The organism is Bacillus sp. YC2 (assembly GCF_019891195.1).
In the GTDB taxonomy this organism is placed as follows: domain Bacteria; phylum Bacillota; class Bacilli; order Bacillales; family Bacillaceae; genus Bacillus.
On record NZ_JAHXDO010000006.1, the window covers coordinates 14471 to 39806 of the forward strand.

Annotated in this window: 23 protein-coding genes, 5 tRNA genes and 1 pseudogene; 19 read left to right on the top strand and 10 right to left on the bottom strand. The window is 45.0% G+C overall.

From position 1 onward, the window contains the following. Nucleotides 1–10: 10 nt before the first annotated feature. The 7 genes from KY305_RS11410 to KY305_RS11440 form a co-directional block, all read right to left on the bottom strand. Nucleotides 11–1924 carry a glycoside hydrolase family 3 protein gene (locus KY305_RS11410; RefSeq protein WP_223062631.1) on the bottom strand — a complete coding sequence of 638 codons (1914 nt, stop codon included), beginning with the start codon at nt 1922–1924 and terminating at the stop codon, nt 11–13. A gap of 46 nt (nt 1925–1970) precedes the next feature. After that, nucleotides 1971–3254: a penicillin binding protein PBP4B gene (gene pbp4b / locus KY305_RS11415; protein ID WP_223062632.1), complete on the bottom strand. Its 1284-nt coding sequence runs from the start codon at nt 3252–3254 to the stop codon at nt 1971–1973. 18 nt (nt 3255–3272) lie between these two features. Next, entirely contained in the window at nt 3273–4640 is a 1368-nt protein-coding gene (locus tag KY305_RS11420) for a PTS transporter subunit EIIC (protein WP_223062633.1), read from the bottom strand. A gap of 15 nt (nt 4641–4655) precedes the next feature. Continuing rightward, nucleotides 4656–5507, bottom strand: coding sequence for a MurR/RpiR family transcriptional regulator (locus KY305_RS11425; protein ID WP_223062634.1), 852 nt, complete (start codon nt 5505–5507; stop codon nt 4656–4658). Nucleotides 5508–5519: 12 nt separating this feature from the next. After that, the gene (gene murQ, locus KY305_RS11430; protein ID WP_223062635.1) at nt 5520–6437 is read right to left on the bottom strand and encodes an N-acetylmuramic acid 6-phosphate etherase; all 918 of its coding nucleotides are present in this window, start codon (nt 6435–6437) and stop codon (nt 5520–5522) included. Nucleotides 6438–6536: 99 nt separating this feature from the next. Beyond that, a complete protein-coding gene (locus tag KY305_RS11435; RefSeq protein WP_223062636.1) occupies nt 6537–7013 on the bottom strand; it encodes a GNAT family N-acetyltransferase in 477 nt (158 codons plus the stop codon). A gap of 17 nt (nt 7014–7030) precedes the next feature. Next, nucleotides 7031–7483: a 2-thiouracil desulfurase family protein gene (locus tag KY305_RS11440; protein ID WP_223062637.1), complete on the bottom strand. Its 453-nt coding sequence runs from the start codon at nt 7481–7483 to the stop codon at nt 7031–7033. A 181-nt stretch (nt 7484–7664) separates the two neighbouring features. Here KY305_RS11440 and KY305_RS11445 point away from each other — a divergent pair. From KY305_RS11445 to KY305_RS11535, 19 genes and pseudogenes are all read left to right on the top strand, one after another. Further along, a tRNA-Glu gene (locus KY305_RS11445) sits at nt 7665–7736 on the top strand. Between the two features lie 3 nt (nt 7737–7739). Next, a tRNA-Val gene (locus KY305_RS11450) sits at nt 7740–7815 on the top strand. 5 nt (nt 7816–7820) lie between these two features. Further along, nucleotides 7821–7893 (top strand) — tRNA-Thr (locus KY305_RS11455). 20 nt (nt 7894–7913) lie between these two features. Next, nucleotides 7914–7998: transfer RNA gene (locus KY305_RS11460), tRNA-Tyr, on the top strand. 4 nt (nt 7999–8002) lie between these two features. Further along, nucleotides 8003–8074 (top strand) — tRNA-Gln (locus KY305_RS11465). Between the two features lie 232 nt (nt 8075–8306). Then, nucleotides 8307–8870 (top strand): RNA polymerase sigma factor SigW, encoded by a 564-nt coding sequence (gene sigW / locus KY305_RS11470; RefSeq protein WP_223062638.1) that lies wholly within the window; start codon nt 8307–8309, stop codon nt 8868–8870. A gap of 13 nt (nt 8871–8883) precedes the next feature. Next, nucleotides 8884–9510 carry an anti-sigma-W factor RsiW gene (gene rsiW / locus KY305_RS11475; protein WP_223062639.1) on the top strand — a complete coding sequence of 209 codons (627 nt, stop codon included), beginning with the start codon at nt 8884–8886 and terminating at the stop codon, nt 9508–9510. Between the two features lie 171 nt (nt 9511–9681). Continuing rightward, a complete protein-coding gene (cdaA, locus tag KY305_RS11480) occupies nt 9682–10503 on the top strand; it encodes a diadenylate cyclase CdaA (protein WP_223062640.1) in 822 nt (273 codons plus the stop codon). Beyond that, the gene (gene cdaR, locus KY305_RS11485) at nt 10496–11932 is read left to right on the top strand and encodes a CdaA regulatory protein CdaR (RefSeq protein ID WP_223062641.1); all 1437 of its coding nucleotides are present in this window, start codon (nt 10496–10498) and stop codon (nt 11930–11932) included. The genes cdaA and cdaR overlap by 8 nt, the downstream gene beginning before the upstream one ends. Before the next feature lie 17 nt (nt 11933–11949). Continuing rightward, the gene (gene glmM / locus KY305_RS11490) at nt 11950–13296 is read left to right on the top strand and encodes a phosphoglucosamine mutase (RefSeq protein ID WP_223062642.1); all 1347 of its coding nucleotides are present in this window, start codon (nt 11950–11952) and stop codon (nt 13294–13296) included. A 437-nt stretch (nt 13297–13733) separates the two neighbouring features. Next, a complete protein-coding gene (glmS, locus tag KY305_RS11495) occupies nt 13734–15536 on the top strand; it encodes a glutamine--fructose-6-phosphate transaminase (isomerizing) (protein ID WP_214804197.1) in 1803 nt (600 codons plus the stop codon). A 565-nt stretch (nt 15537–16101) separates the two neighbouring features. Then, nucleotides 16102–16269 carry a sporulation killing factor gene (gene skfA, locus KY305_RS11500; protein WP_061521343.1) on the top strand — a complete coding sequence of 56 codons (168 nt, stop codon included), beginning with the start codon at nt 16102–16104 and terminating at the stop codon, nt 16267–16269. A 66-nt stretch (nt 16270–16335) separates the two neighbouring features. Continuing rightward, nucleotides 16336–17568 carry a sporulation killing factor system radical SAM maturase gene (skfB, locus tag KY305_RS11505; protein ID WP_223062643.1) on the top strand — a complete coding sequence of 411 codons (1233 nt, stop codon included), beginning with the start codon at nt 16336–16338 and terminating at the stop codon, nt 17566–17568. Then, nucleotides 17565–19055 (top strand): sporulation killing factor biosynthesis protein SkfC, encoded by a 1491-nt coding sequence (skfC, locus tag KY305_RS11510; RefSeq protein ID WP_223062644.1) that lies wholly within the window; start codon nt 17565–17567, stop codon nt 19053–19055. Before skfB ends, skfC begins: the two co-directional genes overlap by 4 nt. A gap of 18 nt (nt 19056–19073) precedes the next feature. Beyond that, entirely contained in the window at nt 19074–19796 is a 723-nt protein-coding gene (gene skfE / locus KY305_RS11515) for a sporulation killing factor ABC transporter ATP-binding protein SkfE (protein WP_223062645.1), read from the top strand. After that, entirely contained in the window at nt 19789–21204 is a 1416-nt protein-coding gene (gene skfF, locus KY305_RS11520; RefSeq protein WP_223062646.1) for a sporulation killing factor system integral membrane protein, read from the top strand. Before skfE ends, skfF begins: the two co-directional genes overlap by 8 nt. A 50-nt stretch (nt 21205–21254) precedes the next feature. Then, a complete protein-coding gene (locus tag KY305_RS11525) occupies nt 21255–21770 on the top strand; it encodes a HEAT repeat domain-containing protein (RefSeq protein ID WP_223062647.1) in 516 nt (171 codons plus the stop codon). 4 nt (nt 21771–21774) lie between these two features. Then, nucleotides 21775–22200, top strand: a complete 426-nt coding sequence (locus tag KY305_RS11530) for a TlpA family protein disulfide reductase (protein ID WP_223062648.1) — start codon at nt 21775–21777, stop codon at nt 22198–22200. A 136-nt stretch (nt 22201–22336) separates the two neighbouring features. Then, nucleotides 22337–22615 (top strand): annotated as a pseudogene (locus KY305_RS11535) (DUF4885 family protein); the annotation flags it as partial. Between the two features lie 69 nt (nt 22616–22684). On the opposite strand, the gene KY305_RS11540 reads toward KY305_RS11535, so the two are convergent. The 3 genes from KY305_RS11540 to KY305_RS11550 are packed head-to-tail and all read right to left on the bottom strand — an operon-like array spanning nt 22685 to nt 25208. Then, nucleotides 22685–23437: an ATP-binding cassette domain-containing protein gene (locus KY305_RS11540; protein WP_223062649.1), complete on the bottom strand. Its 753-nt coding sequence runs from the start codon at nt 23435–23437 to the stop codon at nt 22685–22687. A gap of 11 nt (nt 23438–23448) precedes the next feature. After that, entirely contained in the window at nt 23449–24210 is a 762-nt protein-coding gene (locus KY305_RS11545) for an ABC transporter permease subunit (RefSeq protein ID WP_223062650.1), read from the bottom strand. A gap of 2 nt (nt 24211–24212) precedes the next feature. Next, entirely contained in the window at nt 24213–25208 is a 996-nt protein-coding gene (locus KY305_RS11550) for an aliphatic sulfonate ABC transporter substrate-binding protein (RefSeq protein ID WP_316252444.1), read from the bottom strand. Nucleotides 25209–25336: the final 128 nt, after the last annotated feature.

The window sequence follows — 25336 nt, forward strand, 5'->3', positions numbered from 1 at the left end:
GCCCTCCTGTTTAAAGCGGTTTTCCTGTTTTGATGTTGAGACCGTATCCAAATGGGTACAGCGTCTTTCCGGGATGGGTGACGGAAGGGATATCCGCCGGCAGCAAGCCTTTCGGTTTTGTCTGCCCGAATATTGCTTCGATGCCGGCCGGTATGTTTGGCTGGAGGTATTGTCCGTCCGCATATCCCTTGAAACCGTAGACGGCGATGAGAGCTTTTGCTTCTTCAAAATTGGCGGCGTCGTACGGATTTCGCAGGCTCACCAGCACAAAGGGTTTTTGATAAGATTGTGCTGCTTTCATCAGTGCCCGAGGGAAAGCCGTCGTCCATTTCCCGGGATCTGTCACGGAATCATCGATGATGCCGTCGTTAACGACAGGGTCATTTTTTACGACATATGAGCCTGTAATCATGTAATCAGCATTGGCCGCTTTCTCTTTATCTTCGTCATTAAAGGTGCGCTCCGCAAAGTTTATTTTGCTGATGGTTACCGGCTTGATCTTTTTTTCTTTGATGAGCTGCCGTACGGTTTCTTCCATTGATGCTGTTTGGTCTTCATAAGGTGCGGCAATGAGGACGCGGCTGTTTTTTTTCGGCTTGAACGGAAGTGTCCGGTCCTCGTTTTTTAAGACGGTCACTGCTTTTTCAGCAATCTTTTTTTCTGTCTTCAAATGGCTCTTGCTGCCGACGGTCTGCTTTGCTTTTGAGATTTTCTTTGTCAGGCTTGTTTCTTTCGGTGCGGGATAAATGCCGCGCTTTATTTTCAGGGAAATGATACGCTCAACGGATTTGTTAATTTGCTGAAGGGGGATATCACCTTTTTGAACCGCTTTTTTTAAAGCAGAAAGGACGCCTTCAAAACGTTTTTCTGTTTGCAGTGACGTGACCTGAGCAGGCATCAGGGCGATATCGACCCCTGCTTTTATTGCCATGACGACCGCCTCTTCCTGTCCGAAATGATCGGCGATTGCTTTCATATTTAATGCATCCGTGACGATGACGCCGTTAAAGCCCATTTCTTCACGGAGAAGGTGAGTCATAACTTTTTTTGAGAGTGTAGCGGGTACGAGGATATTTGAACCGTCCAGTTTGCTTTTATAGGTGGTATCATCAAACGCTGGAAATTGCACGTGCGCTGTCATGACCATGTCGGCTCCGGCTTTGATTGCCTGCTGGAAAGGATAAAGCTCGATTTCACGAAGCCTTTCTTGGCTGTGGGTAACAAGCGGCAGGCCGTAATGACTGTCGACATCCGTGTCGCCATGTCCCGGGAAATGTTTGACGGCTGTGGCAACATTCTGTTTTTGCTGAGCTTTCATGGAGGCAAGGCCGAGTGACGCCGTCAGATTCCGATTTGCACTGAATGATCTGACGCCGATGACCGGATTGCCGGGATTGTTATTAATGTCCAGAACGGGTGCGAAATTTGTATTAATGCCTAAGGCCTTAAGCTCTTTTCCGATGATGGCGCCTGTCTGGGATGCGTAAGCTGGTTTTCTTGCAGCGCCGAGGGCCATATTGCCTGGGAAATGAGTCCCCTCACCAAGTCTTGTCACGATTCCGCCTTCTTGATCAATGCTTAATAAAAGCGGAATTTTCGGGCTTGCCTTTTGAAAAGCATCTGTCAGGCGGACAGTTTGTTCTGTGTTTTTTACATTTTCTGCAAATAAAATAACTCCGCCGAATTGATATTTTTTAATAAGCCCTGCGACTTCGTTGTTCATTTGGGTAAATGCCTGTGGTGATGACTGCCCATCTTTTTGCCAATTGCGAAAATCAGGCATGAGCATCTGCCCCAATTTCTCATCTAATGTCATGCGTGCTACCGCTTGCTTCGCCTGCGATGGAATATCTTGCTTTGTGGCGGCCTGATGTGTCCCGAAAACAATAAACAACAGTAATACTGCTGAGATGACAAGTTTCATAATGGTATCCTCCTGCCGTCATAGTTTGGACAAAAGACATAGGTTGTCATTCAATTGCTTCGTAAATCGCTTTTATGACACTTCCGTAGCTCCCGGTTGGAAACAGGTCTCCTTCGAATACATTCGGGTTTTCAGCGGGATTGGCGACGGGTGAATGCTTTTTATTCGTTAACAGTGCAATGCCCAGTTTGTAGGACGGGTCAATAATGGTCACTGTGCCGGTCCATCCCGTGTGTCCGTAAGCCTGCTTGCTGGCATAAGGGCCGAACATCCACTCCATGTCTTGGCTGCCGTTTTTCCGCCAGCCAAGAGCGTATGTCGGATCGGAGGAAGCAGCCGTTGTGAACAGTTCAGCGGTTTGTTTGGTGAAGAGTGAAGCGTGCTTATAACTGCCGCCGTTCAGCATAACTTGAAGCAGGACGGCCATGTCATCGGCTCGGGAGAACAGCCCGGCATGCCCGGAAACTCCCCCCATGGAGTAAAATGCCTTTTCATCGTGAACCTCGCCTTGCAGCGTATAAGTCCTTATGTTGGGGAAATGGATGACCCCGTCTCTTGTGTTGCCTAAACGTTCAGTTGCCGCAAACGATTTGGCCTTAAAGCCTTTTTGCAGCGGATTGAACAGCGTGTGCGTCAGTTTCAACGGTTTGTAAAGCTCTTGTTCTGCATATACATCAAGGGATTTTCCGGTTATGTTTTCAATGATGCAGCCGAGAAGCATATAGCCGATATCGCTGTACACGTGTTTCGTCCCCGGTTTGTAATCCAAAGGTATGCGTGTGAGATAGCGAATCGTTTTTTCTCGATCTTGAGAATAATATTGGCCCGCTGTGTCCGGCTGATAGAAATAAAAGCTCGATGGCAGCCCGGATTGATGCTGGAGGACGTCAATGACGCGGATGCTGTCTTTTCCTTTCAGCGGATCGTCTTTTCTGTCCTTGAAATCTGGTAAATAAGCGGATACCTTTTCATAGATATCTAGCTTTCCTTGGCTGACCAGGCGCTGTAAGGCGAAATTGGCGGCGTACATTTTCGTATTGGAGGCTAAATCGAACATTGTTGTTGTTTTCATCTTTTCCGGCCGGTGTAAAAGTGTATCTCCGTCATATTTTTTGCTGTAGCCGTACGCTTTCTTTTTGATCACCCGTCCGTCCTTTACGACAACGAGAACGGCTCCCGGAAATCCTGCGGCAATGTCTTTTTCAATCATTTGATCAACCTTTCTCAGCTTTGCTGTATCGTATGTTTTGGATTGGGCGCAGGCTTTATGCGGCAGCAGTAAAGAAAGGCTTAACGTGACCGTGAGTAATGCGATTACCATCGTTTTCATAGATTGATCCCTCCCGGCTTAATCGAATTCAGCAGCCATGTCATCTGTAAATCCGAAAGCATAGGTGAATAAGAAGCCTGCTGCGTAGGAAATAAGCAGACCGATGATATATATAGCGATTTGTGACGGGTGAACGAGAAAAGAGAGCGGGAGGCCGGAAACGCCGATGGAGAATGTCGCCACTTGAAAATGGGCTTGGAAGGCCCCGCCAATCCCCGCACCCAGACATGCTGTCAAAAACGGCCGGCCGAGCGGGAGAGTGACGCCGAAAATAAGCGGTTCTCCGATCCCCAGAAGGCCGGATGGCAGTCCGCCTCCTATCGCTCTTTTCAGTGAGGCTTTTTTTGTTTTCTTGAAGACGGCGAAGGCCGCGCCGACTTGGCCTGCGCCTCCCATCGCGAGAATAGGGAGAAGCGGATCATCCCCGATGGAACGGATTAATTCCAGATGCACGGGGGTCAAACCTTGGTGAAGGCCTGTGACGACAAGGGGCAGGAAAGCGGCGCTTAATACGAATCCCGAAATAACACCGCCCAATTGCAGCAGCGACAATAAACCTGAGGTGATGAGATCGGAAATAAAACCGCCTGCAGGAATAAAGACGACATACGTAACCAATCCGGTGATGAGTAAAGATATGGTAGGCGTAACGATGATGTCGATCGATTGATGAATATACCGCCTGATGTATTGTTCGGTATAAGCGATAAAAATGGCTGCGAAAAGGACGCCGATCAGCCCTCCCCTGCCAGGAAGGAGATTTTCTCCGAATAAACTGATATTGGCGATTTCGGGATTAAGGATCAAAATGCCTGCCAATCCGCCCATCGCGGGTGTTCCTCCGAATTCTTTGGCGGCATTTATACCGACTAAGACGCCGAGGTAAGCGAATAAGCCTGAGCCGATAACCGTTAATATAAGTGCGATTTGGGATTCTTTTGAGAGCCAGCCGGCCTGAATGACGGCTTTTGTGATGCCGGTGATTAAGCCTGATGCAATGAGTGCGGGAATGAGAGGGATGAAGATGCTGGATATTTTTCTTAGAAATAATTTAATCGGTGTCGTGTTTTTTCTATTGATATCTGCTTTTTTTTGTGAGGCGGCTTCTTTTAAGTCGAAGTTTTTTTCTGCCGCCGTAAGTTTTGAGAAAGCGGCGGCGACATGATTGACGACTCCTGCGCCGAGAATGATCTGAAGCGTTTCGGCTTCCACTACGCCGATGACGCCATCGAGCTGTTTCAACGCTTCAATGTCTGTTTGGTCCTTGTCAAAAGGCGTAATCCTCAGACGTGTCATACAGTGGGTGAAGCTTGAAATATTAGACGGCCCGCCGCAATGCTTTAAGATGTCTCTGGCTAACGTATTGTAAACTTCGTCTTTGCGCATCAAAACCCCTCCTCTTTATGTGTGTTTCATCAATCGGATGGCTTCTCTTGTGTTATCAATATATCCGATGGTTTCCTCATATTCCTCCGAGGCCATGCCTAAAAACAATATATCAATCATAAAAAGCTGGGCTAACCGGGAAGAAGTGGCGGCGCTGCGAAAAGGCGCTTCATTTGAGTGTGCGGTATATAAAGAAATGTCCGCTAGAGATGAGATTGCGTTTTGGCTGAATGCTGTCAGGCTTATGGTTTGTATGCCTTTTTGTTTTGCCAATAAAACGAGATTAATTATTTCCTGAGTTTCTCCTGAAAATGATATGGCAAATACAATATCCCGTTTGCCGGCGTTTGCGATTAATGACGCGACGAGATGCGTGTCGGAAAAAGCAGTCGCTTGTTTATTGACGCGGAGCCATTTCTGCTGGGCATCCCGGGCGACAAGTCCTGAAGCGCCTGCGCCGATGAAGTGGACGGCGCGGGCTTGTGATAGTGCTGATACCGCTTGTTTGAGTGTTTTATAGTCTGTGATGCCGGCAGTATCCTGGATGGCTTGGATGGCATTGCCTGCCGCTTTCTCAGAAATGGAACTGAGCGGCTCATTCGGCTGAATGTCTCTGTAGCCTTGGGCTGAAGGCTTTGCCAAGTCTCCTGCGATTCGCATTTTCAACTCTTGAAATCCTTTTAAGCCGAGTGATTTGCATAACCTGATAACGGCTGCTCCGCTTGTGCCGGCAGAGGCGCTGACGTCATGGACAGTGCTATCGGCCGTCTCATGGGGATGCTGTAAAATATAGTCGGCAAGCTTGCGTTCTGACGGGGGGAGCTTGTGCTTCATTGCCTGAATAATTGATAATCCGCCGTTGGCCAATTGCGTCTCTCCTTACATGGAATGATGGTGCTCAATGGCTTTGTCAATGAAGCCTCCTGCTTCTTTGAGCAATGCTGCGGCATGTTTTTCATCCGAATTGGTTTTCAGCATAACAATCGCTGTTTTGACGTGGAGATCGGCGGTTTCGAGTGTTTCTTTTGCCGTGTCGTACGGGGCACCCGTTATCGTTTGGATGATGCCGATCGCCCGTTCTTTCAGTTTTTCATTGCTGACATGGACGTCCACCATTAAGTTCTCGTACACTTTGCCGCTTTTCACCATGACGGCTGTGGAAATCATGTTCAAAATCATTTTATGTGCTGTTGCCGCTTTCATTCGTGTTGAGCCTGTAATCACTTCAGGGCCGACGATGACCTCGATGCTGTGATCAGCATAATTGCCAATGAGTGAATGTTTGTTGCATGTCAGTGCAACGGTTTTGGCGCCGATTGTATTGGCGTATTTCAGTACGCCTGCCGCATACGGCGTCCGCCCGCTTGCTGCAATGGCAATGACCGTGTCGTTTTCGGTAAGACCTATGGATTTTATATCGTCAGCTCCGGCTTCTTCGCTGTCTTCTATTCCTTCTGAAGCACGCAAAAAGGCGTCTGCTCCTCCGGCCATCAGACCGATGACTGTCTCAGGGCTCACGCTATAGGTAGGCGGACATTCAACCGCATCTAATACGCCGAGTCTGCCGCTTGTCCCTGCCCCCGCATAAATCAGCCTGCCCTTTTTCTGCAATGATTCATGCGCGAATTCGACTGCGGCTTGGATATCCGGAAGAACCTGCTGCACGGCTTCTGCGACTTTGTAATCCTCTTGATTGATGAGTTGAAGGATTTCCATTGTGTCTGCTTGATGGATAGAAGCGGTTTGCGGATTTCTTGTTTCTGTCGTCAGTTTGTGAATGTTCAGCCGGTCTGTCATATGTTTACCTCCCAAGTATTTATTACTTGAAGTATATGGGCTTTTGACATAATGTTTCAATAAAAATCGGTTTTTTGTGAAATAAAATTTCAAACGCTTTCATAAAAAATGATGCAAAATGTATTGTTCTCCAATCGGGCCGATTTTGCGGCGTCCTTTATCAATAAAGCCAGTTGTCTGGTAAAGGTGTTTTGCACGAAGATTGAATTGATTAACAGCGAGCACGATTTCATCACACCACGGGAAATAGCTTTTGACAAAAGCGGGAAGCTGCATCATAGCTTGTTTGGCATAGCCTTTTCCTTGATGCGGCGCGTGTAAGGACAGAGCGCTCAGCAAAATGGCAAAAGCATTGTTAGAATACGGGGATAGGGTCTCTTTGGATGTATGTAAAATAAAAAAGCCGACGGGACGGTCGCCGTTTAAAATGACTGCCGGATAACGGTCCCGGATGACGATGGCTTGTGTCAGGACATCCCGCGGGAGAGCGGAAAATTTCTTATCTTCTTCATTCAGGACGAAACCGTTCAGGTCGTCTAAGTGTTCCGGTTTATAGAAGGACAGAGTTACGTCCAAGGCAGATCTCTCCTTTATTACAATTGATCAAGCTCATTTTCTGATATAACGCGGCAGCCTGCCTGTTTTAAAAGGGCGGAAGTGATGCCGTCGCCGATTATTTTTTGGCCTGAGAATGTACCGTCATAGATGAAGCTGCTGCCGCAGGACGGGCTGTTTTCTTTTAGAATGACCGTGTCGGCCCCTATTTCTTTTGCGTACGCTAATGTTTTGGCCGCGCCGTCCATATATAAAGCTGTTACGTCTTCGCCTGATGCGGTTACGATTTTTGCCGTGCCGTTCAGCACGTCTTCGCCTGTGCCGCCGATAATTTCCGCCGGTTCGCGGGGAGTGGTGAAGCCGCCCAGAAGTTCGGGACAAACCATAACAGCTTTCTTTGCTTCCACAAGCCTGCGGATTTTTTTGGATGCGGCGTGAGAGCCGTTATATCTGCATTCAATGCCGCCGAGACAAGAGCTGACTAAGATCATCTGAATTGATTCCTCCAATATGCTGTGATAGATCTATCATAAAATAAATGGGAGGAGAGAGAAGAGTTTTTCAGTTAAAAAACGGGTAAAAAAGTTTGAAAATAAAAAAAATAAAATTCCTCTTTACAAATGGGGTACAACCTGTATATAATAACTTTTGTCAGCTCGAAGCAGACTTAACGGCCCGTTGGTCAAGCGGTTAAGACACCGCCCTTTCACGGCGGTAACACGGGTTCGAATCCCGTACGGGTCATATGGAGGATTAGCTCAGCTGGGAGAGCATCTGCCTTACAAGCAGAGGGTCGGCGGTTCGAGCCCGTCATCCTCCACCATATTTGCCGGCCTAGCTCAATTGGTAGAGCAACTGACTTGTAATCAGTAGGTTGGGGGTTCAAGTCCTCTGGCCGGCACTGTTTTTCAAATAGAATACGGAGGGGTAGCGAAGTGGCTAAACGCGGCGGACTGTAAATCCGCTCCCTCAGGGTTCGGCAGTTCGAATCTGCCCCCCTCCACCATTATTGGGCTATAGCCAAGCGGTAAGGCAACGGACTTTGACTCCGTCATGCGTTGGTTCGAATCCAGCTAGCCCAGTCACGGACACCTTTTGTTGAAAAGGGTGTCTTTTTTTCATTGCAGAATTACTTCGATTTCTGATTGTTCATCGGATATACTATTTTTAAGCTGCTGTTAAGGCAGTATATTCTGTATTTTCCATCTACACCCTGCCTGAAATTTGGTAAAATAAATTTATCAAAAAAATGAAACCTTTTAAAACAAACGACGTATACATACAGACCGGTGAAGGGCAGAGGTTAGATAAAACATGGAAAACATGATTAGAAAAAGAATCAAGCAAGTCAAAAAAGGCGATCAAAATGCGTTTGCAGACATCGTTGATCTGTACAAAGACAAGATATATCAGCTATGCTACCGCATGCTCGGCAATGTTCACGAAGCGGAGGATATTGCGCAGGAAGCGTTTATCAGAGCGTATGTCAATATCGACAGCTTCGATATAAACCGGAAATTTTCAACGTGGCTTTACAGAATTGCGACCAATTTGACTATTGACCGCATTCGTAAAAAAAAGCCTGATTATTATCTGGATGCAGAGGTAGCGGGAGCAGAGGGCCTGACGATGTATTCGCAAATTGCCGCGGACGGTGTGCTCCCTGAAGACGCTGTGCTGTCATTGGAGCTGTCAGACACGATCCAGAGAAAAATATTAAAGCTGCCTGACAAGTACAGAACGGTTATTGTATTAAAGTATATTGACGAACTCTCATTAATTGAAATCGGCGAGATTCTGAATATCCCTGTCGGCACGGTAAAGACAAGGATACACAGAGGCAGAGAGGCTCTTAGAAAACAATTAAGGGATCTTTAAGTGGGGTGATGAAATGAGCTGTCCTGAACAGGTTGTGCAGCTTATGCATAAGCATCTTGATGGAGATATCCTTCCTGAAGATGAAAACGTATTAAAACAACATTTGCAGTCATGCGAGAATTGCAAAAGGCATTTTCACGAAATGGAGAAATCCATTGCGCTCGTCAGGAGCACATCGCATGTCACAGCCCCTGCTGATTTTACTGCCAACGTCATGGCGAATCTCCCAAAAGAGAAGAAACGCGCTTCTGTAAAAAGATGGTTCAGAACACATCCGATGATTGCAGCCGCAGCGGTTTTTGTTATTTTAATGGGCGGCGGTTTTTTCAACAGCTGGCATAATGACCACAATTTCAGCGTGTCCAAACAGCCGAATCTTGTCGTCCAGAATCACACGGTTACCGTTCCTGAAGGCGAGACCGTAAAGGGCGATGTCACTGTGAAAAACGGCAAGCTGATCATTAAAGGAAAAGTAGACGGCGATGTGACCGTGGTAAATGGAGAAAAATACATGGCCTCAGCCGGACAAGTCACCGGGCAAATTGAAGAAATTAACCAATTGTTTGACTGGGTTTGGTATGAACTGAAATCGGCGGGCCAAGGTGCCATCAGCGCATTGGACCCAAATGGAGATGAGTAAAGCGAGTTTTCGCTTTACTCTTTTTTTCTATGTAAAATAAGCATCGGGCGGAGGCTCATTTCACTTGGGAAATCAAAATGTGGTATAATGAGCACGCTATGTGAAGTACATATGCTCATACAGCACAATCCATAACAAAACGAAATGACTGAATTCTTGGAGGACGAGGAAATGGCTTTTGAGGACATCCCATTTTTGCAATACCTCGGCAATGCCGTTGATATTCTCCTTGTTTGGTATGTGATATATAAATTAATCATGGTCATACGCGGAACGAAGGCGGTTCAGCTTTTAAAAGGAATCGTCGTCATCGTGTTAGTCCGGATGGCCAGTTCATATTTGGGACTCAGCACACTGCAGTGGCTGATGGACCAAGCGATAACATGGGGATTTTTAGCGATTATTATTATATTCCAGCCTGAGCTGAGAAGGGCGCTTGAACAGCTTGGCCGGGGGCGGTTTTTTTCAAGAAGCGGCACGCCCGTGGAGGAAGCGCAGCAGAAAACAATTGAAGCGATTACAAAATCCATCAGCTACATGGCGAAACGCCGTATCGGCGCTCTCATCGCGATTGAGCGTGATACGGGAATGGGAGATTATATCGAGACGGGCATTCCGCTTAATGCGAAGGTCAGCTCGGAGCTTTTGATTAATATTTTCATCCCGAATACGCCGCTGCACGATGGAGCGGTCATTATGAAGAATAACGAGATTGCTGCCGCGGCGTGTTATCTGCCGCTGTCTGAAAGCCCGTTTATTTCAAAGGAGCTTGGGACACGGCACAGAGCGGCCGTCGGCATCAGTGAAGTGACGGACAGCTTAACCATTGTTGTGTCTGAAGAGACTGGCGGCATCAGTGTGGCCAGAAACGGAGACCTTCACAGAGAATTGACGGAAGACGAACTGAAAGAAATGCTCGAAGCCGAGTTTAAGAAAAACGCCAGAGATACTTCTTCTAACCGCTGGTACTGGAGGGGCAAGAAAAATGGATAAATTCTTAAACAACCGCTGGGCTGTAAAGATCATTGCATTGCTCTTTGCGCTGCTGCTTTATGTTGCGGTTAACAACAACCAGGCGCCGACTCCGAAAAAACCCGGGGAATCTTTCTTTCCGACATCAACAACAGACGAGGCTACGCTGACTGATATTCCCGTAAAAGCGTATTATGATGAAGCGAATTACGTCGTCACGGGTGTTCCTCAGACGGTTAATGTCACTATCAAAGGTTCTACAAGCGCGGTGAAAAAGGCGAGACAGACGAAGAATTTTGAGATTTACGCTGATATGAATAACCTGAAAACGGGCACGCATAAAGTCGAGCTGAAGGCTAAAAACGTATCGGACGGCCTGACGATATCCATTAATCCGTCAGTCACGACAGTCACGATTCAGGAAAAAACGGCTGAGAGTTTTCCCGTTGACGTCGAATACTACAATAAAAGCAAGATGAAAACGGGGTATACTCCGCAGCAGCCGATCATCAGTCCGAAAAACGTGCAGATTACCGGTTCCAAAAATGTGATTGATAACATTTCACTTGTCAAAGCATCCGTGAACCTTGAAAATGCAGATGAGACGATTGAAAAGGAAGTGAAGGTGACTGTCTATGACAAAGACGGAAACGCACTTCCTGTTGATGTTGAACCGTCAGTGATTAAAGTGACCGTTCCGGTGGCAAGCCCCAGCAAAAAGCTCCCTTTTAAAATTGAAAGAAAGGGAAGCCTTCCGGACGGAGTGAGTGTCGCCAGTATCGACTCAAGCCCGAGCGAAGTGACGGTTTACGGCCCGCAGGATGTCTTGAATTCACTTGAATTCATTGACGGCGTCTCGCTTGATCTGAGCAAAATTGATAAGGATACGGACATAGACGCGGACATTCCGCTGCCGAAGGGTGTTACAAAGGTTTCACCTGAAAAAATTACGCTTCATGTTAAGGTGGACAGTGAAGACAAGCAGGATTTTGATGATGTCGCGATTAAGACGGTCGGACTGGGCAGCTCGCAGCAAATTGAGTTTCTCGATCCGAAATCGCAAACGGTCAACGTCACAGCCAAAGGCTCTCCGGACAATATTAAGGCATTGAAGAAATCAGATATTGAGCTGTACGCCAATGTCTCAGACTTAAATGACGGAGAGCATTCAGTAAAGCTTGAAGTGAACGGGCCGCAAAACATCACATGGTCCCTGTCAAAAAAGACCGCCAAAATAAAGCTGACATCAAAGAAAAGCATAAATTCAAATAAAAATGACGGCAGCCCCGCCAATTCCGATCATCAAAACGGCAGCAGCGGAGATACAAATGACAAAGACAAAAACCAGGAAGACGACACTGACAGCGATAACAATAAAGGTCAAAACCAGGATCAAAATCAAGACCAAAATGAAGACGGATCAAACGCTGGTTCTTCTTCAACAGAATGAAAAAGGAGCGATACAAAATGGGCAAGTATTTTGGAACAGATGGTGTAAGAGGTGTTGCCAACAGCGAGCTTACGCCAGAGCTGGCCTTTAAAGTGGGGCGTTTTGGCGGGTATGTCCTGACAAAAGACAAACAGCGCCCGAAAGTACTGATCGGCCGCGATACACGTATCTCCGGACATATGCTGGAGGGAGCCCTTGTCGCCGGACTTTTATCAATCGGAGCTGAAGTCATGCGTCTCGGCGTCATTTCCACGCCGGGCGTATCCTATTTAACGAAGGCAATGGATGCAGAGGCGGGCGTCATGATCTCCGCCTCTCATAATCCTGTGCAGGATAACGGAATTAAGTTCTTCGGGGGTGACGGCTTTAAGCTTTCTGATGAGCAGGAGGCAGAGATCGAACGCTTGATGGACGAACCGGAGGATAAGCTGCCGAGACCGACTGGTGCGGAGCTCGGGCTTGTGAACGATTACTTTGAAGGCGTTCAAAAATATCTGCAATTTTTAAAGCAGACTGCCGACGAAGATTTCACCGGCATTCATGTAGCGCTTGATTGCGCCCACGGGGCTACGTCGTCCATCGCGACACACCTGTTTGCTGATCTGGACGCGGACGTGTCCACAATGGGAACGTCACCGAACGGATTAAATATTAATGACGGCGTCGGTTCTACGCATCCGGAAGCGTTAAGTGCCTTCGTCAAAGAAAAAAAAGCCGATATCGGCCTTGCGTTTGACGGAGACGGCGACCGTCTGATTGCCGTTGATGAAAAAGGAAACATTGTCGACGGCGACCAAATTATGTACATATGCGCAAAGTATTTAAAATCAGAAGGACGCCTGAAGGATGATACAGTCGTATCAACCGTGATGAGCAACCTCGGTTTCTACAAAGCGCTTGAGAAAGAAGACATCAAGAGCGTTCAAACGGCAGTCGGCGACCGCTACGTCGTGGAAGCGATGAAAAAAGACGGGTACAATGTCGGCGGCGAGCAGTCGGGACATCTTATTTTCCTTGATTACAACACAACCGGCGACGGCCTTTTGTCAGCGATTATGCTGGTCAATACATTGAAGGCATCCGGAAAAACCCTTTCAGAGCTTGCGGATGAAATGAAAAAATTCCCGCAACTGTTAGTGAATGTGAGAGTGACGGATAAATACAAGGTTGAAGAAAATGCTAAGGTGAAGGCTGTTATTTCTGAAGTGGAAAAAGAAATGAACGGCGATGGCCGGATTTTAGTGCGCCCTTCAGGCACCGAGCCGCTCGTCCGCGTGATGGCAGAAGCGAGAACAAAAGAACTTTGTGACGAATATGTCACAAGAATTGTGGATGTCGTGCGGACAGAAATGGGAGCGGAGTAGCGAAGTTTATAAACAGAGAGCGAACAAGACAAGCAGGATTGGCATAAAATGATAGTAATACATGATGCCAAGGGCAGCAAAAAATAATTGACCGTCCTTGGCACATGTTGTAAAATCAAGCTTGTTCAGCCTTTGTTTTTCATTCTCAGGAAAGGCGGCATTGTTTGTTTGCATCTTTATAATTATAGCGCCCGAACTAAGCGCCCGAAAAACGGCTTAGTTGACGAGGATGGAGGTTATCGAATTTTCGGCGGATGCCTCCCGGCTGATTTATGTTAGATCACAGCCGTAAGGATTTCTTCAAACCGGAGAGGCGACTCTCCGAACAAAGAGAAATCACATGATCTTCCAAAAAAACATGTGGGAGGGGACGATGGAAAGTCCCCTTGTTATCTGACTTTCTTCGTCTCCTTTTACACCTTTAGGAGGAAGAAAATATGTGTGGAATTGTAGGTTATATCGGTCAGCTTGATGCGAAAGAGATTTTGTTAAAAGGATTGGAGAAGCTTGAGTATCGCGGTTATGACTCTGCCGGTATCGCTGTGGCGAACGAGCAGGGCGTGCATGTGTACAAAGAAAAAGGCCGCATCGCCGACCTTCGTGAAGTGGTGGATTCAACTGTTGAATCTCAAGCAGGAATCGGCCATACACGCTGGGCGACTCACGGCGAACCAAGCTTCCTGAACGCTCACCCGCATCAAAGCGCACTCGGCCGCTTTACACTTGTTCACAACGGTGTGATCGAGAACTATGTTCAGCTGAAGCGCGAATACCTTGAAAATGTTGAACTGAAAAGTGATACAGACACTGAGGTAGTCGTTCAAATGATCGAGCAATTTGTGACTGGAGGACTCGAGACAGAAGAAGCGTTCCGCAAAACACTTACCCTGTTAAAAGGCTCTTACGCAATTGCGTTATTTGACGGTGAAAACACAGACACCATTTATGTCGCAAAAAACAAAAGTCCTCTATTAGTCGGCCTTGGAGATACATTTAACGTCGTGGCATCTGACGCGATGGCTATGCTTCAAGTAACGAATGAATATGTGGAGCTTTTAGACAAAGAAATGGTCATTGTGACAAAAGACGAAGTCGTGATTAAAAACCTAGACGGTGACATCATGACACGTGCGTCTTATATCGCTGAGCTTGACGCCAGTGATATTGAAAAAGGCACTTACCCTCACTACATGTTAAAAGAAACGGATGAGCAGCCGCTTGTGATGCGCAAAATCATCCAAACGTATCAAGACGAAAACGGCAAGCTTGCCGTGGCGGGCGATGTCGCTGACGCCGTAGCGGAAGCGGACCGCATCTATATCGTGGCATGCGGAACAAGCTACCATGCAGGCCTTGTCGGGAAACAATATATTGAAATGTGGGCAAACGTACCGGTTGAAGTGCATGTAGCGAGTGAATTCTCTTACAACATGCCGCTTCTGTCTAAGAAGCCGCTTTTCATCTTCCTTTCTCAAAGCGGAGAAACAGCGGACAGCCGCGCCGTGCTTGTTCAAGTAAAAGCGTTAGGGCACAAAGCGCTGACGATCACAAACGTGCCGGGATCAACACTTTCCCGTGAAGCGGACTACACGCTGCTTCTGCACGCAGGCCCTGAGATCGCCGTTGCTTCAACAAAAGCCTATACGGCCCAAATTGCCGTCTTAGCGATCCTTGCGTCCGTAGCAGCAGAACGTAACGGCGTTGACATCGGCTTTGACTTAGTTAAAGAATTAGGTATCGCTGCAAACGCCATGGAAGCCCTCTGCGACCAGAAGGACGAAATGGAAATGATCGCGCGTGAGTACCTGACTGTTTCAAGAAACGCTTTCTTCATCGGCCGCGGCCTTGACTACTTCGTATGTGTCGAAGGCGCGCTGAAGCTGAAAGAGATTTCTTACATCCAAGCGGAAGGTTTCGCAGGCGGCGAGCTGAAGCACGGAACAATCGCTCTGATTGAAGAAGGGACACCGGTCTTTGCGCTGGCGACACAAGAGCACGTCAACCTAAGCATTCGCGGAAACGTGAAAGAGGTTGCGGCACGCGGAGCGAACACATGCATCATCTCGCTGAAAGGCCTGGACGACGCGGATGACAGATTCGTTCTGCCGGAAGTCAATCCTGCGCTTGCTCCGCTGGTTTCTGTTGTGCCATTGCAGCTGATTGCTTATTATGCTGCGCTGCATCGCGGGTGTGATGTTGATAAGCCGAGAAACCTTGCGAAGAGTGTTACTGTGGAGTAAAATAAATTTGTTTGTCCAGTTAAACTGCGGTTTTTAAAATAAAGTCGTACCGTTTGTAAAAAGTTGAACGGTTTCACCCCTTTGGATATGTTGAGCCAAAGGGGTTTTTAGTATGAATATTTTATTTAAATTAGAGGAGGGTTTGACTTCGATTAACTAAAGTCATTGTTTGGATAAAATTAATAAAGTTTGATTAAAAATAACCTCTTGATTTAATTCCTCCCAGAGGTTGCTTTTTGTGTTTTTAAATATAGCCATCGTTAACACATAGTTTTCTATATGTAAAACTTTTTTACGGGTATAGTTTCTTTTTGCATTCTATTAGCCATCGGTATTTTTCTATCAAAATTGGTCGCCGTTTTGGCGTATTTTTCGAGAGGAGATCTTTTCGATACTTTTTTATTTTAAAGTCTTAATATAATAAATACTAATTATAGGAATTTAAAGAATTTTTTAGGTTTAAATACAAAATTCCCCTTACTTCGACAAATGCAATCTGGTATTATCGGAGCGCATGGAAGATATGTCTATAGACTCTATGCAAAATTGAGAGGAGGTTTTACTTATGAAAAGAAACCAAAAAGAATGGGAATCTGTGAGTAAAAAAGGCCTTGCAAAACCAGGAGGGACTTCGATTGTGAAGGCTGCAGGCTGTATGGGCTGTTGGGCCTCGAAGAGTATTGCTATGACACGTGTTTGTGCACTTCCGCATCCTGCTATGAAAGCAATTTAACATTTGAGAATAGGGGGTAGAGCATATTTGCTTATACTCCTTATTTTCTCTTAAGGGGGATTTTATATGTTAAATGATCGTGTTAAAGATTTTGATTTACCAGAGTTAGCGGTTCATTTACAGCCTCATGGTGCTGTAATGATTGATAGAAAAAGTATGTTTTATTTTAGACTCAGTGGACGTGGAGCACAGTTGGCGTTTCTGTTATCAAAAAACAAAAACCTCCACAAAACGGCACGCATTTGGGAAATTATGAAAAAAGAAGAGATGAGTGCTGAACTATTAAAAGAAGAGCTTAGTGCCCATCCATTTACGGAGGCTTGGACACAAGGGCTGTTAGATCAGCCTTTACATGTTTCAGGTTCGCTAGATTCATATTTACCTATTAGTTGTACCTTGCAGTTGACAAATGCTTGTAATTTAAGTTGTTCATTTTGCTATGCCAGTTCAGGTAAACCATATCCGCAGGAACTATCTAGTGAACAATGGATATTGGTTATGCAAAAGCTAGCATCCCATGGGGTTGCTGATATTACGCTGACCGGGGGAGAGGCAAAGCTGATCAAAGGGTTTAAAGAATTAGTCGTTGCTGCAAGTTCGTTGTTTACCAATGTGAATGTATTTAGTAATGGATTGAATTGGCGAGATGAAGAAGTAGAATTACTTAGTCACTTAGGCAATGTTTCTGTACAGATTAGTATTGATGGTATGGATAATACGCATGACCAATTAAGAGGCAGAAAAGGCGGCTTTAAAGAAAGTATGAATACCATTAAAAAATTATCTGAAGCAAACATTCCAGTGATTGTTGCTATGACCATTAATGAATCCAATGCTGGTGAAGTATCAGATGTGGTGGAGCAATGTGCCAATGCGGGTGCTTTTATCTTTCGTGCAGGAAAAACGTTATCTGTTGGACGTGCGACAGAAGGCTATAAGGCTTTGGATATTGATTTTGAAGAAATGGTTCAAATGCAGCTTAGGGAAGCACGTCATAAATGGGGAGATCGCCTGAATATAATTGATTGGGAGAACGAAGAGAGTTCTTTCACAACAGATTTTTGTACACCAGGATATCTTGCTTGGTATATTAGAGCAGATGGATACGTAACTCCTTGCCAATTAGAAGATTTGCCACTAGGGCATATTTTAGAAGATAGCATGGCGTACATTGGTTCACCTGCTCGTTTGCTTCAGTTAAAATGTGAAGCTAAAAATTGCAAATGTATAGGGAAAATTGAGCTATCTGAACCGGACTTGCCTTTTCAAAAAGAAGTCAAGGCAGGGATTCAGGAATGAATAGTCTATCATTTGTATTCTGGAGTATTTTAGCAGTTGTTGGATTACTGTTATTTATTAAATTTAAACCTCCAACAATTGCTTCACTACTCTTAAGCAAAGATGAGGCAAAAGAAATAAGCATTCAATTTATAAAAGAGTTTGTTGGGATTGATGTAGAGAACTGGGATTTTTATTCGGTATATTGGTATGACCACGATACAGTGAATAAACTTCATCACTTAGGCATACTTAAGAAAAATAGAAAGGTTTTATATGATGTTGGGTTGGTCGAATCATGGAGAGTTCGTTTCGTTCACCAAAATCAATCATTTGTAGTTGGTGTCAATGCCAATCGAGAAATCACTTTTTTTTATGCGGATGTTCCGAAAAAGTCTCTTTCGGGGAAGTTAGAACAAGTTTCTCCAGAGACATTCAAGCAGAGGTTAATGGCTTCGCCTGATGGACTTTGGTCTAGAGCAAACATTACAGGTACTGGTAAAAAGGAAGAGGATTTTCGAGAGATCAGTACTTATTGGTACATAGCGGAAGCGGGAGATATTCGGCTCAAGGTGACAGTTGAATTACAGGGCGGCCGAATTTCTTATATTGGGACTGAACAAGAAATACTAACTGATCAAATGGGTAAAGTCATTCGAGATGAACAAGTGGAATCGACATTCGGAGTATCTGGTATGTTGGGTTCAGCTGCAGCGATGGTCCTTGCGATTCTCATCCTTGTATTTATGGATGTTCAAACAAGCATAATCATCAGTTTTGTTCTGGGTTTGTTGATTATAATATGCCAGTCATTGACGCTAAAAGAAGATATTCAATTGACAATTGTAAATGCTTATGATGCAAGAATGAGTGTCAAAACGGTCAGTTTGTTAGGTGTTTTGTCTACACTTCTTACAGGATTATTAACAGGATTTGTAGTATTTATATGTTCATTGGCAGGAAATGCACTTGCTGGTGATTTTGGATGGAAAACGTTTGAACAACCATTGGTTCAGATTTTCTATGGAATAGGAGCAGGGCTCATTAGTTTGGGAGTGACTTCTCTGTTGTTTAACTTATTGGAGAAAAAGCATTATTTACGAATTTCTCCTGAGCTTTCTAACCGAACCGTCTTTCTATCAGGTTTTACCTTTAGGCAAGGATTGAATATGAGCATACAAAGTTCGATTGGAGAAGAGGTCATCTATCGGCTGTTAATGATTCCAGTCATTTGGTGGATGAGTGGAAATATCATCATCTCCATCATTGTATCTTCCTTTTTATGGGCGGTGATGCACCAAGTAACTGGATATGACCCGAGGTGGATACGTTGGCTGCATCTATTTATATTCGGCTGCTTTCTGGGAGTTCTCTTTATCAAATTTGGTTTTATTTGTGTATTAGCAGCTCATTTCATTCATAATTTAGTACTCGTCTGTATGCCGCTGTGGCAGTTTAAGCTTCAGAGACATATGCATCATGATAAGCCAAAGCATACTTCACTCTAATGATTAGGAGAAGATTTGATGCAATTGATGCAAGTACAAAATTTAAGCAAATGCTATCGGAATGGTGATGGGATTGAACATTTGTCTTTCTCAATACAACGAGGAGAAATCGTGGCGCTACTGGGGCCAAATGGAGCTGGAAAAACAACGACAATTCGATGTTTGACAGGTCTCTATAAGCCGGATAAAGGAGATATCCTCATTGAGGGTTCTCCTCCAGGGCATATAAATGTTCAGAAAAAAGTCGCGCTTATTCCTGATCAGCCATATCTGTATCCCGCTTTAACCGCTGCTGAACATATTCAGTTCAGGGCCAGAGGATATCATCCAGGTAAAAAGGATTTAAAAGAAAGGGTTTATCATGCATTGAAGGAAGTGCACTTGGAGGAGAAAGCAAACCAATTGTGTGGTCAGCTGTCAAGAGGCCAAAAACAGCGGGTTGTCTTGGCGGGGGCGATTGTTCAAGACGCTTTGCTGTATATATTAGACGAACCGACTGTGGGCCTTGATATCCCATCAAAACAGTGGCTATCTAACTGGTTAAAAACCAAAACCAATCAAGGATGCTCAGCATTTGTATCAACTCATAGTCTAGAGTTTGTGTTAGAGACAGCTGACAGGGTGATATTAATCAGAGACGGCAAACTCATGCAGAGTTTGAATGTTCCTCAATTCGAAGATGAACAAGCGGAATGGAGAAAAGAAGTGATTCGTCTTCTGGGGGAATGGTCAGATGAATAATATCATTTCTTTTTTATGGCTTCAGTCAAAAAGGCGTTTTGTCAGTCAAGGTCAGGAAAAAAAAATGCCTTTTTTGATCATGCTCCTTTTTGTTGGGGCTATCGGATTTCAAGTAAGTTTTGTTTCTAGATCTGCGACATGGGATATGAGTATTGGTGGTTGGGTGCTTACAGGTGTTTTTATCCTTTATACGGCATTTGGCCTTTTTTCAAATCGATTACCAAGTCAAATGGCAGATGTCATGTGGCTTTATGGCACTGCCACATCTTTTTCAAAAGTTGTGTATAGTGTTTTATTTTTCAGCGTCACTTGGAAGGCATTACTTTGGATCATCTCAGCCATACTTGGTGATGTATTGATTGTGCTTCTGTCTGGTAAGTATATCAATTTACTAGGCCGATCCATAACTTTTGTAGGGCTCTTTTTTATCGCTGAAGTGTGGTTGATGTCGGTCTCTTGTGCAAGAACAGTGAAGAAAATGAAAAGGGTATACATTTCAGTCTTTCTTCTCATGCTGGTCATTTACTCCATATGTCTTTATCACCTCTTTTTTCTCCAACATTCATCTGAGATATGGGAGGGCATTGGTCGTTTTGTTAGTGGCGTAGGATTAGTGTTTGAGACTTTGTCACCGTTGTATGTGGCTGTATTTATTGGGATCATCACAGTCTCCTTTATGACGATTTCTTTTACGAGCAGTCAGGTAGAAATGAAGGAATCGTTGGTGAAAGAAGCTGAATTCTGGGAAGAGTTTCAAGAACGTCAATTTGGTTCAGGTCAAATTATGCAGAAACCAAAGACGACTTGGTGGGGGTTGCAAGGTCTAAATGGCATTTGGTCTTTTCTGTGGTTAGAACTGTTGCTTGTTAAAAAATATTTATTTTTTCATAGCATTCATACCCTCATGCTCAGTGGCGTCTTTTATATCGTCATTTTCATGTATCCAGAGTGGTTTTATCTCCTTTTCTTTCTCGTCGCTTCGGCAGTTATGTTGAGTTCCTATTATTCAGGAATTGTCAGGCATTCGCAATCAGGTGCCCTTCATTTATTCCCCGGTGCCCTTTGGAGAAAAATCATTATTCTAGAGCTGACGAATACAGTCTGGCTGTTTATTCTTTACTGTGTCTCTATTGCGTTCATGGCAGTTGAGAATTTAGTTTATTGGTATGTATATGGATTGGGGTTATATATATGGTTTATAACAATAAGACTGTTTGCTTTTGTCAATACCAGTCGAAAAAATCTTAAGCTTTCATTGCCTCAATACTATAAGTCATTTTTTATGGCATTAGGGTTGAGTGGCATTTGTTTATATGGCATTCATTTATTGACGGCTGGTTGGTATACATTAATGGCGGTTGTCAGTGTAGGAAGCCTTTGTTGGTGCCTGTTTTATCGATTCAGATAATGGACTGATATGTAAAGTGTTTGTTTTAAAACGAGGAGAGGTGTTCTTTTATGAAATCAAATGACGATGAATTGTCGTTATCTGTTCAGAATTTAGCGAATACAAATGAGATCACAATTGTTCAAGCGATAGGAGGGCTGAAGAAGTCAGGAAAAGATGCAATACCTGTTTTGGTTGATGCCCTAAAAGAGGAAGGCTCTTTGCGTAATATCGCTGCGGCTGTTTTAGGTGAGTTTGGGGAAGATGCGGGTGAAGCAGCGGAGGAGCTATCACGTTTATTAAAAAGTCATGCAGAAGATACAAGAATGGCTGCGGCCATTTCACTGATGAGAATTGGAAAACCTAGTCTGCCCTTTGTCATCAAAATCGCTCAAGAAAGTGAAGGGGAATCATGTTTTTGGGCATCTTGGTGTATTGCATGGATTGATCCGTCTCGCATTGAACCGAAGATGTATGAATGCCTAAAACACGAGCAGGAACATCCTTCAGGAATAGTTGCTCCGTTTGCAGCTGAAGAGGCATTAGGAAAGATGATTGCGTTTCAGCTGAAAGATAAGGAGGACTGATAGGATGAAAGCTGAACAAATGTTAACTGAATGGCCGAGTCATTTACCCTGGTTGAATCAATCACAAGATGATTTGACATTTCCAAGTGCTGCATATCATCTTCTTTATTTTTGGTCGATCAGCTGCCCGAACTGTCACCAATTAACAGACAACGTCCTTCATGATATAAAGGGTATGAATGTGAAAGTAATCGGAGTACATGTTCCTTATATAGAAGAAGAGAAATCTATTGAGGTTGTTTCAGCGTATGCTCTTGATAAGGGAATGACTATTCCGATTGTATTAGACCAAAACTATGAGATCGTCACAGCTTGTCACGTACAAGGCATCCCCAGTTTTTGTCTAGTAAGTCAATACGGTCAGATCGTTGCTAAAACGATGGGAGATGTTGGTTGGGATAAGATGGTGAAAAAGATCAGAGGCTTATGAATGTTTCCGTCGTAAGTATGTGCGACAAACGGTTGAATATTATGATAAAACGATCCTTCCTATGAGCGGGAAGGTTTTTAATGATGAAATATTTGTTGTTAGTGGATAGGATTTACCAAATATTCTGCTGTTCTTAAAGTACGTCACGGATGACGGCCGTGATCTTATAGACGTCTATAAAGAAGCACTGCAGCAGGACCCTGTATTGAAACATACGGCGGCGGAAGCGGCAGCCCATTATGGTCCGGAGCTCACGAAGCTGGCGAAAGCAGGGTATGATTCGATTCCTGATTTGGTGCTATCGATTGATTACAAAGATGGCTCTTTACGTGATGTCGGCCAAAGCAAACGCTACGGGACGAGTGATTCGGAATGGCTGTCTGAATGGAAGCGGCAGCTGGGCGTGCGTATATAAAATAGCAAAAAGCTGACGAGTGATTCCGTCAGCTTTCCTTGTTGTACATCAGGCCGCATCATCCCTTTGTCATGTCCGCTGAAGAATTCGATGCAAGATCTCATGTTCAATCTGGATGAGTGTGCTGTCGGACAAGGAGCGGGGGCGTTTGGCGCGGATCGGGATGTCGAAGCTGATTTCTCCGTCTTCGATCATGATGACGCGGTCAGAAAGGCGGACCGCTTCCTGCACATCGTGTGTGACGAGCACAGCTGTAAATCCATTTTGTTTCCATAGCTTTTCTATCAATTGCTGCATGTCGAGACGGGTGAGGGCATCCAATGCGCTGAGCGGTTCATCCAGCAGCAGAAGGGATGGCTTTCTGATGAGAGCACGGGCAAGGGCAACCCTTTGCTGCTGTCCGCCTGACAGCTTATATGGCCATGCGTTTCGGCACTTCCACAATCCGACTGCTTTCAGCACTTCCTCTGCTTTTTCTGTCCGCTCTTTCGGCAGCCCGATTAATACATTATCGATGACCTTTTTCCATGGCAGCAGCCGTGAATCCTGATACATCATTGTGGTGCTGTTCTCATCTGTGCCGCTGAATGTCAGTTGGCCTGAGCTCGTTTGCTCTAACTGGGCCAGAATGCGGAGCAATGTGCTTTTTCCGCTCCCGCTTTTTCCTACGATGGCTGTGAATTGGCCTTGTTCAATTGTCAAAGAAATATCTTTTAAGACTTGTGTGCCGCCGAATTGTTTGCTGACATGGTCCAATTTAATTTGGATCGCTTGCTCATTTGCTTGGCTATACAACTCTATTTTCTGAGAGGGCTGTGCCATTTTTTTCACTCCTATCCTTGCTTTTGATAATTAGGATGCCATTTCAGCGCATAGCGCTCACCGATATGAGCAATGATGTCGGCTGCTTTGCCTAATAAGGCGTAGATTAAAATGCTGACGATAATGACATCCGTCTGCATAAATTGACGTGCATTCATGGCAAGGTAGCCAATTCCGTTGCTTGTGGCGATTGTTTCAGAAACGATTAAGGTCAGCCACATGACGCCGAGCGCATAACGAAAGCCGACGAATATAGAAGGGAGAGCGGAAGGGAAATAAATCTGTTTGAATAATTGAAAACCGCGCAAGCCGTACATTTTCCCCATTTCAATATGTTCGCGGTTCACATTCCGAATGCCATGGAGCGTATTAATATAGACGGGAAACATGACGCCAAGCGCGACAAGAAATACTTTCGGAGCTTCGCCGATTCCAAGCCAGACAATGACAAGCGGCAAAAGGGCAAAGTGCGGAATGTTCCGGATCATTTGGATGGTTGTATCCAGCAGACGGAAGGAAAGCGCTGACCAGCCGTTGATAATGCCGAGGACAAAGCCGATCAGTCCGCCAATCAATAGTCCGCTCAGTGCACGCGCCAAACTGATTTGTAAATGCAGAGCAAGCGCTCCATTTGCGATGAGTTCCCACAATGCTTTTAAAACAGATAGCGGAGAAGGAAAAAGACTCTCTGATAATACATGTGAGGAAGAAAATAATTGCCAAACGATTAGTATAAAAATCGGCACCAGCCAGGGGAGTACACTTTTTCTCATGATCATTCGTCTCCTTTACTTTCTTTTAAAACAGGCTTCCACAAAGGATCGAGAGGCATGATGTCAGAAACGCGGATCGGGTCTTTTATTAACCCGAGCTGATAGTAGTCATCTGCCTGCTGCTGCTGGGCGGATATGATGTCTTTCGTCAGCGTATTCACGCCGTAGTTCTTTCGCTTTGTCGCCCGTTCCAATATATTAGACTGAATACCGGTCAGAGTCGCGATACGGCTGGCGATTTCGTTTTGATGCGTGCTGGCATATCGGTCTGAGCGGTCAGTCTCCTCTAATATGGATTTGACCAGATCGGGATGTTCGCGTACGAATTGCGGTGCAGCATAGTAAAACGTTCGATTCGGATAAGCCGTAACATGATGGGGAAGAGTTCTCACATGTCCATTTTCTTCGACTCCGGCGAGGAACGGATCGTACGTTGCAAAAGCATCGACTTCACCCGATTCCAGAGCAGCCCTGCCTTGAGCGGCATCCGATACGAAAGCCCATTTGACATCGTGCTGGGTTAACCCGGCGTCTTTCAAAGCCAAGAGAGCGAGGTAATGGTGATTTCCTCCTTTATTCGCGGCTACAATTTTCCCTTTTAAATCAGCAAAGGATTGAATGGGGCTATTCTCTTTTACGACGACACCGACACCTGATAAATTTGGCGGGCTCGCACCCACGTAAACAATGTGTTTGCCGGAGCTTTGCGCAAAAATACCTGATCCGTCAGCGGCATTTCCGTAATCAATCTTCCCGGCAGCCAGCGCCTCCAATAAAGCCCCGCCGCCTTCGAATTCAATCCATTCAATTTTCTCGTGTGTTAATCGTTTTTCTAAATAGCGGCTTTCTTTTAAAAGGTGCAGTGTATTTCCTTTTTGGAATCCGATTCGAATGGGCTGCTTTCCATTTGTTTCATTGACTGTACATGCAGTGAGGCTTAAAAAAGCAGCTATGATTATGAGGGTGCAGACCCTTTTTCTCTTTATCAGAATGGCCACCTTCCTTCACAGATCCAATTCTTACTATTTTGATATGATTATATGTATTTAAAGATGTAACGTCAATCCTGTAAAGTAAATGATTTGAAAAAAACACAAAAAAAGACCCGAGGGGGTCTTTTTTAAAA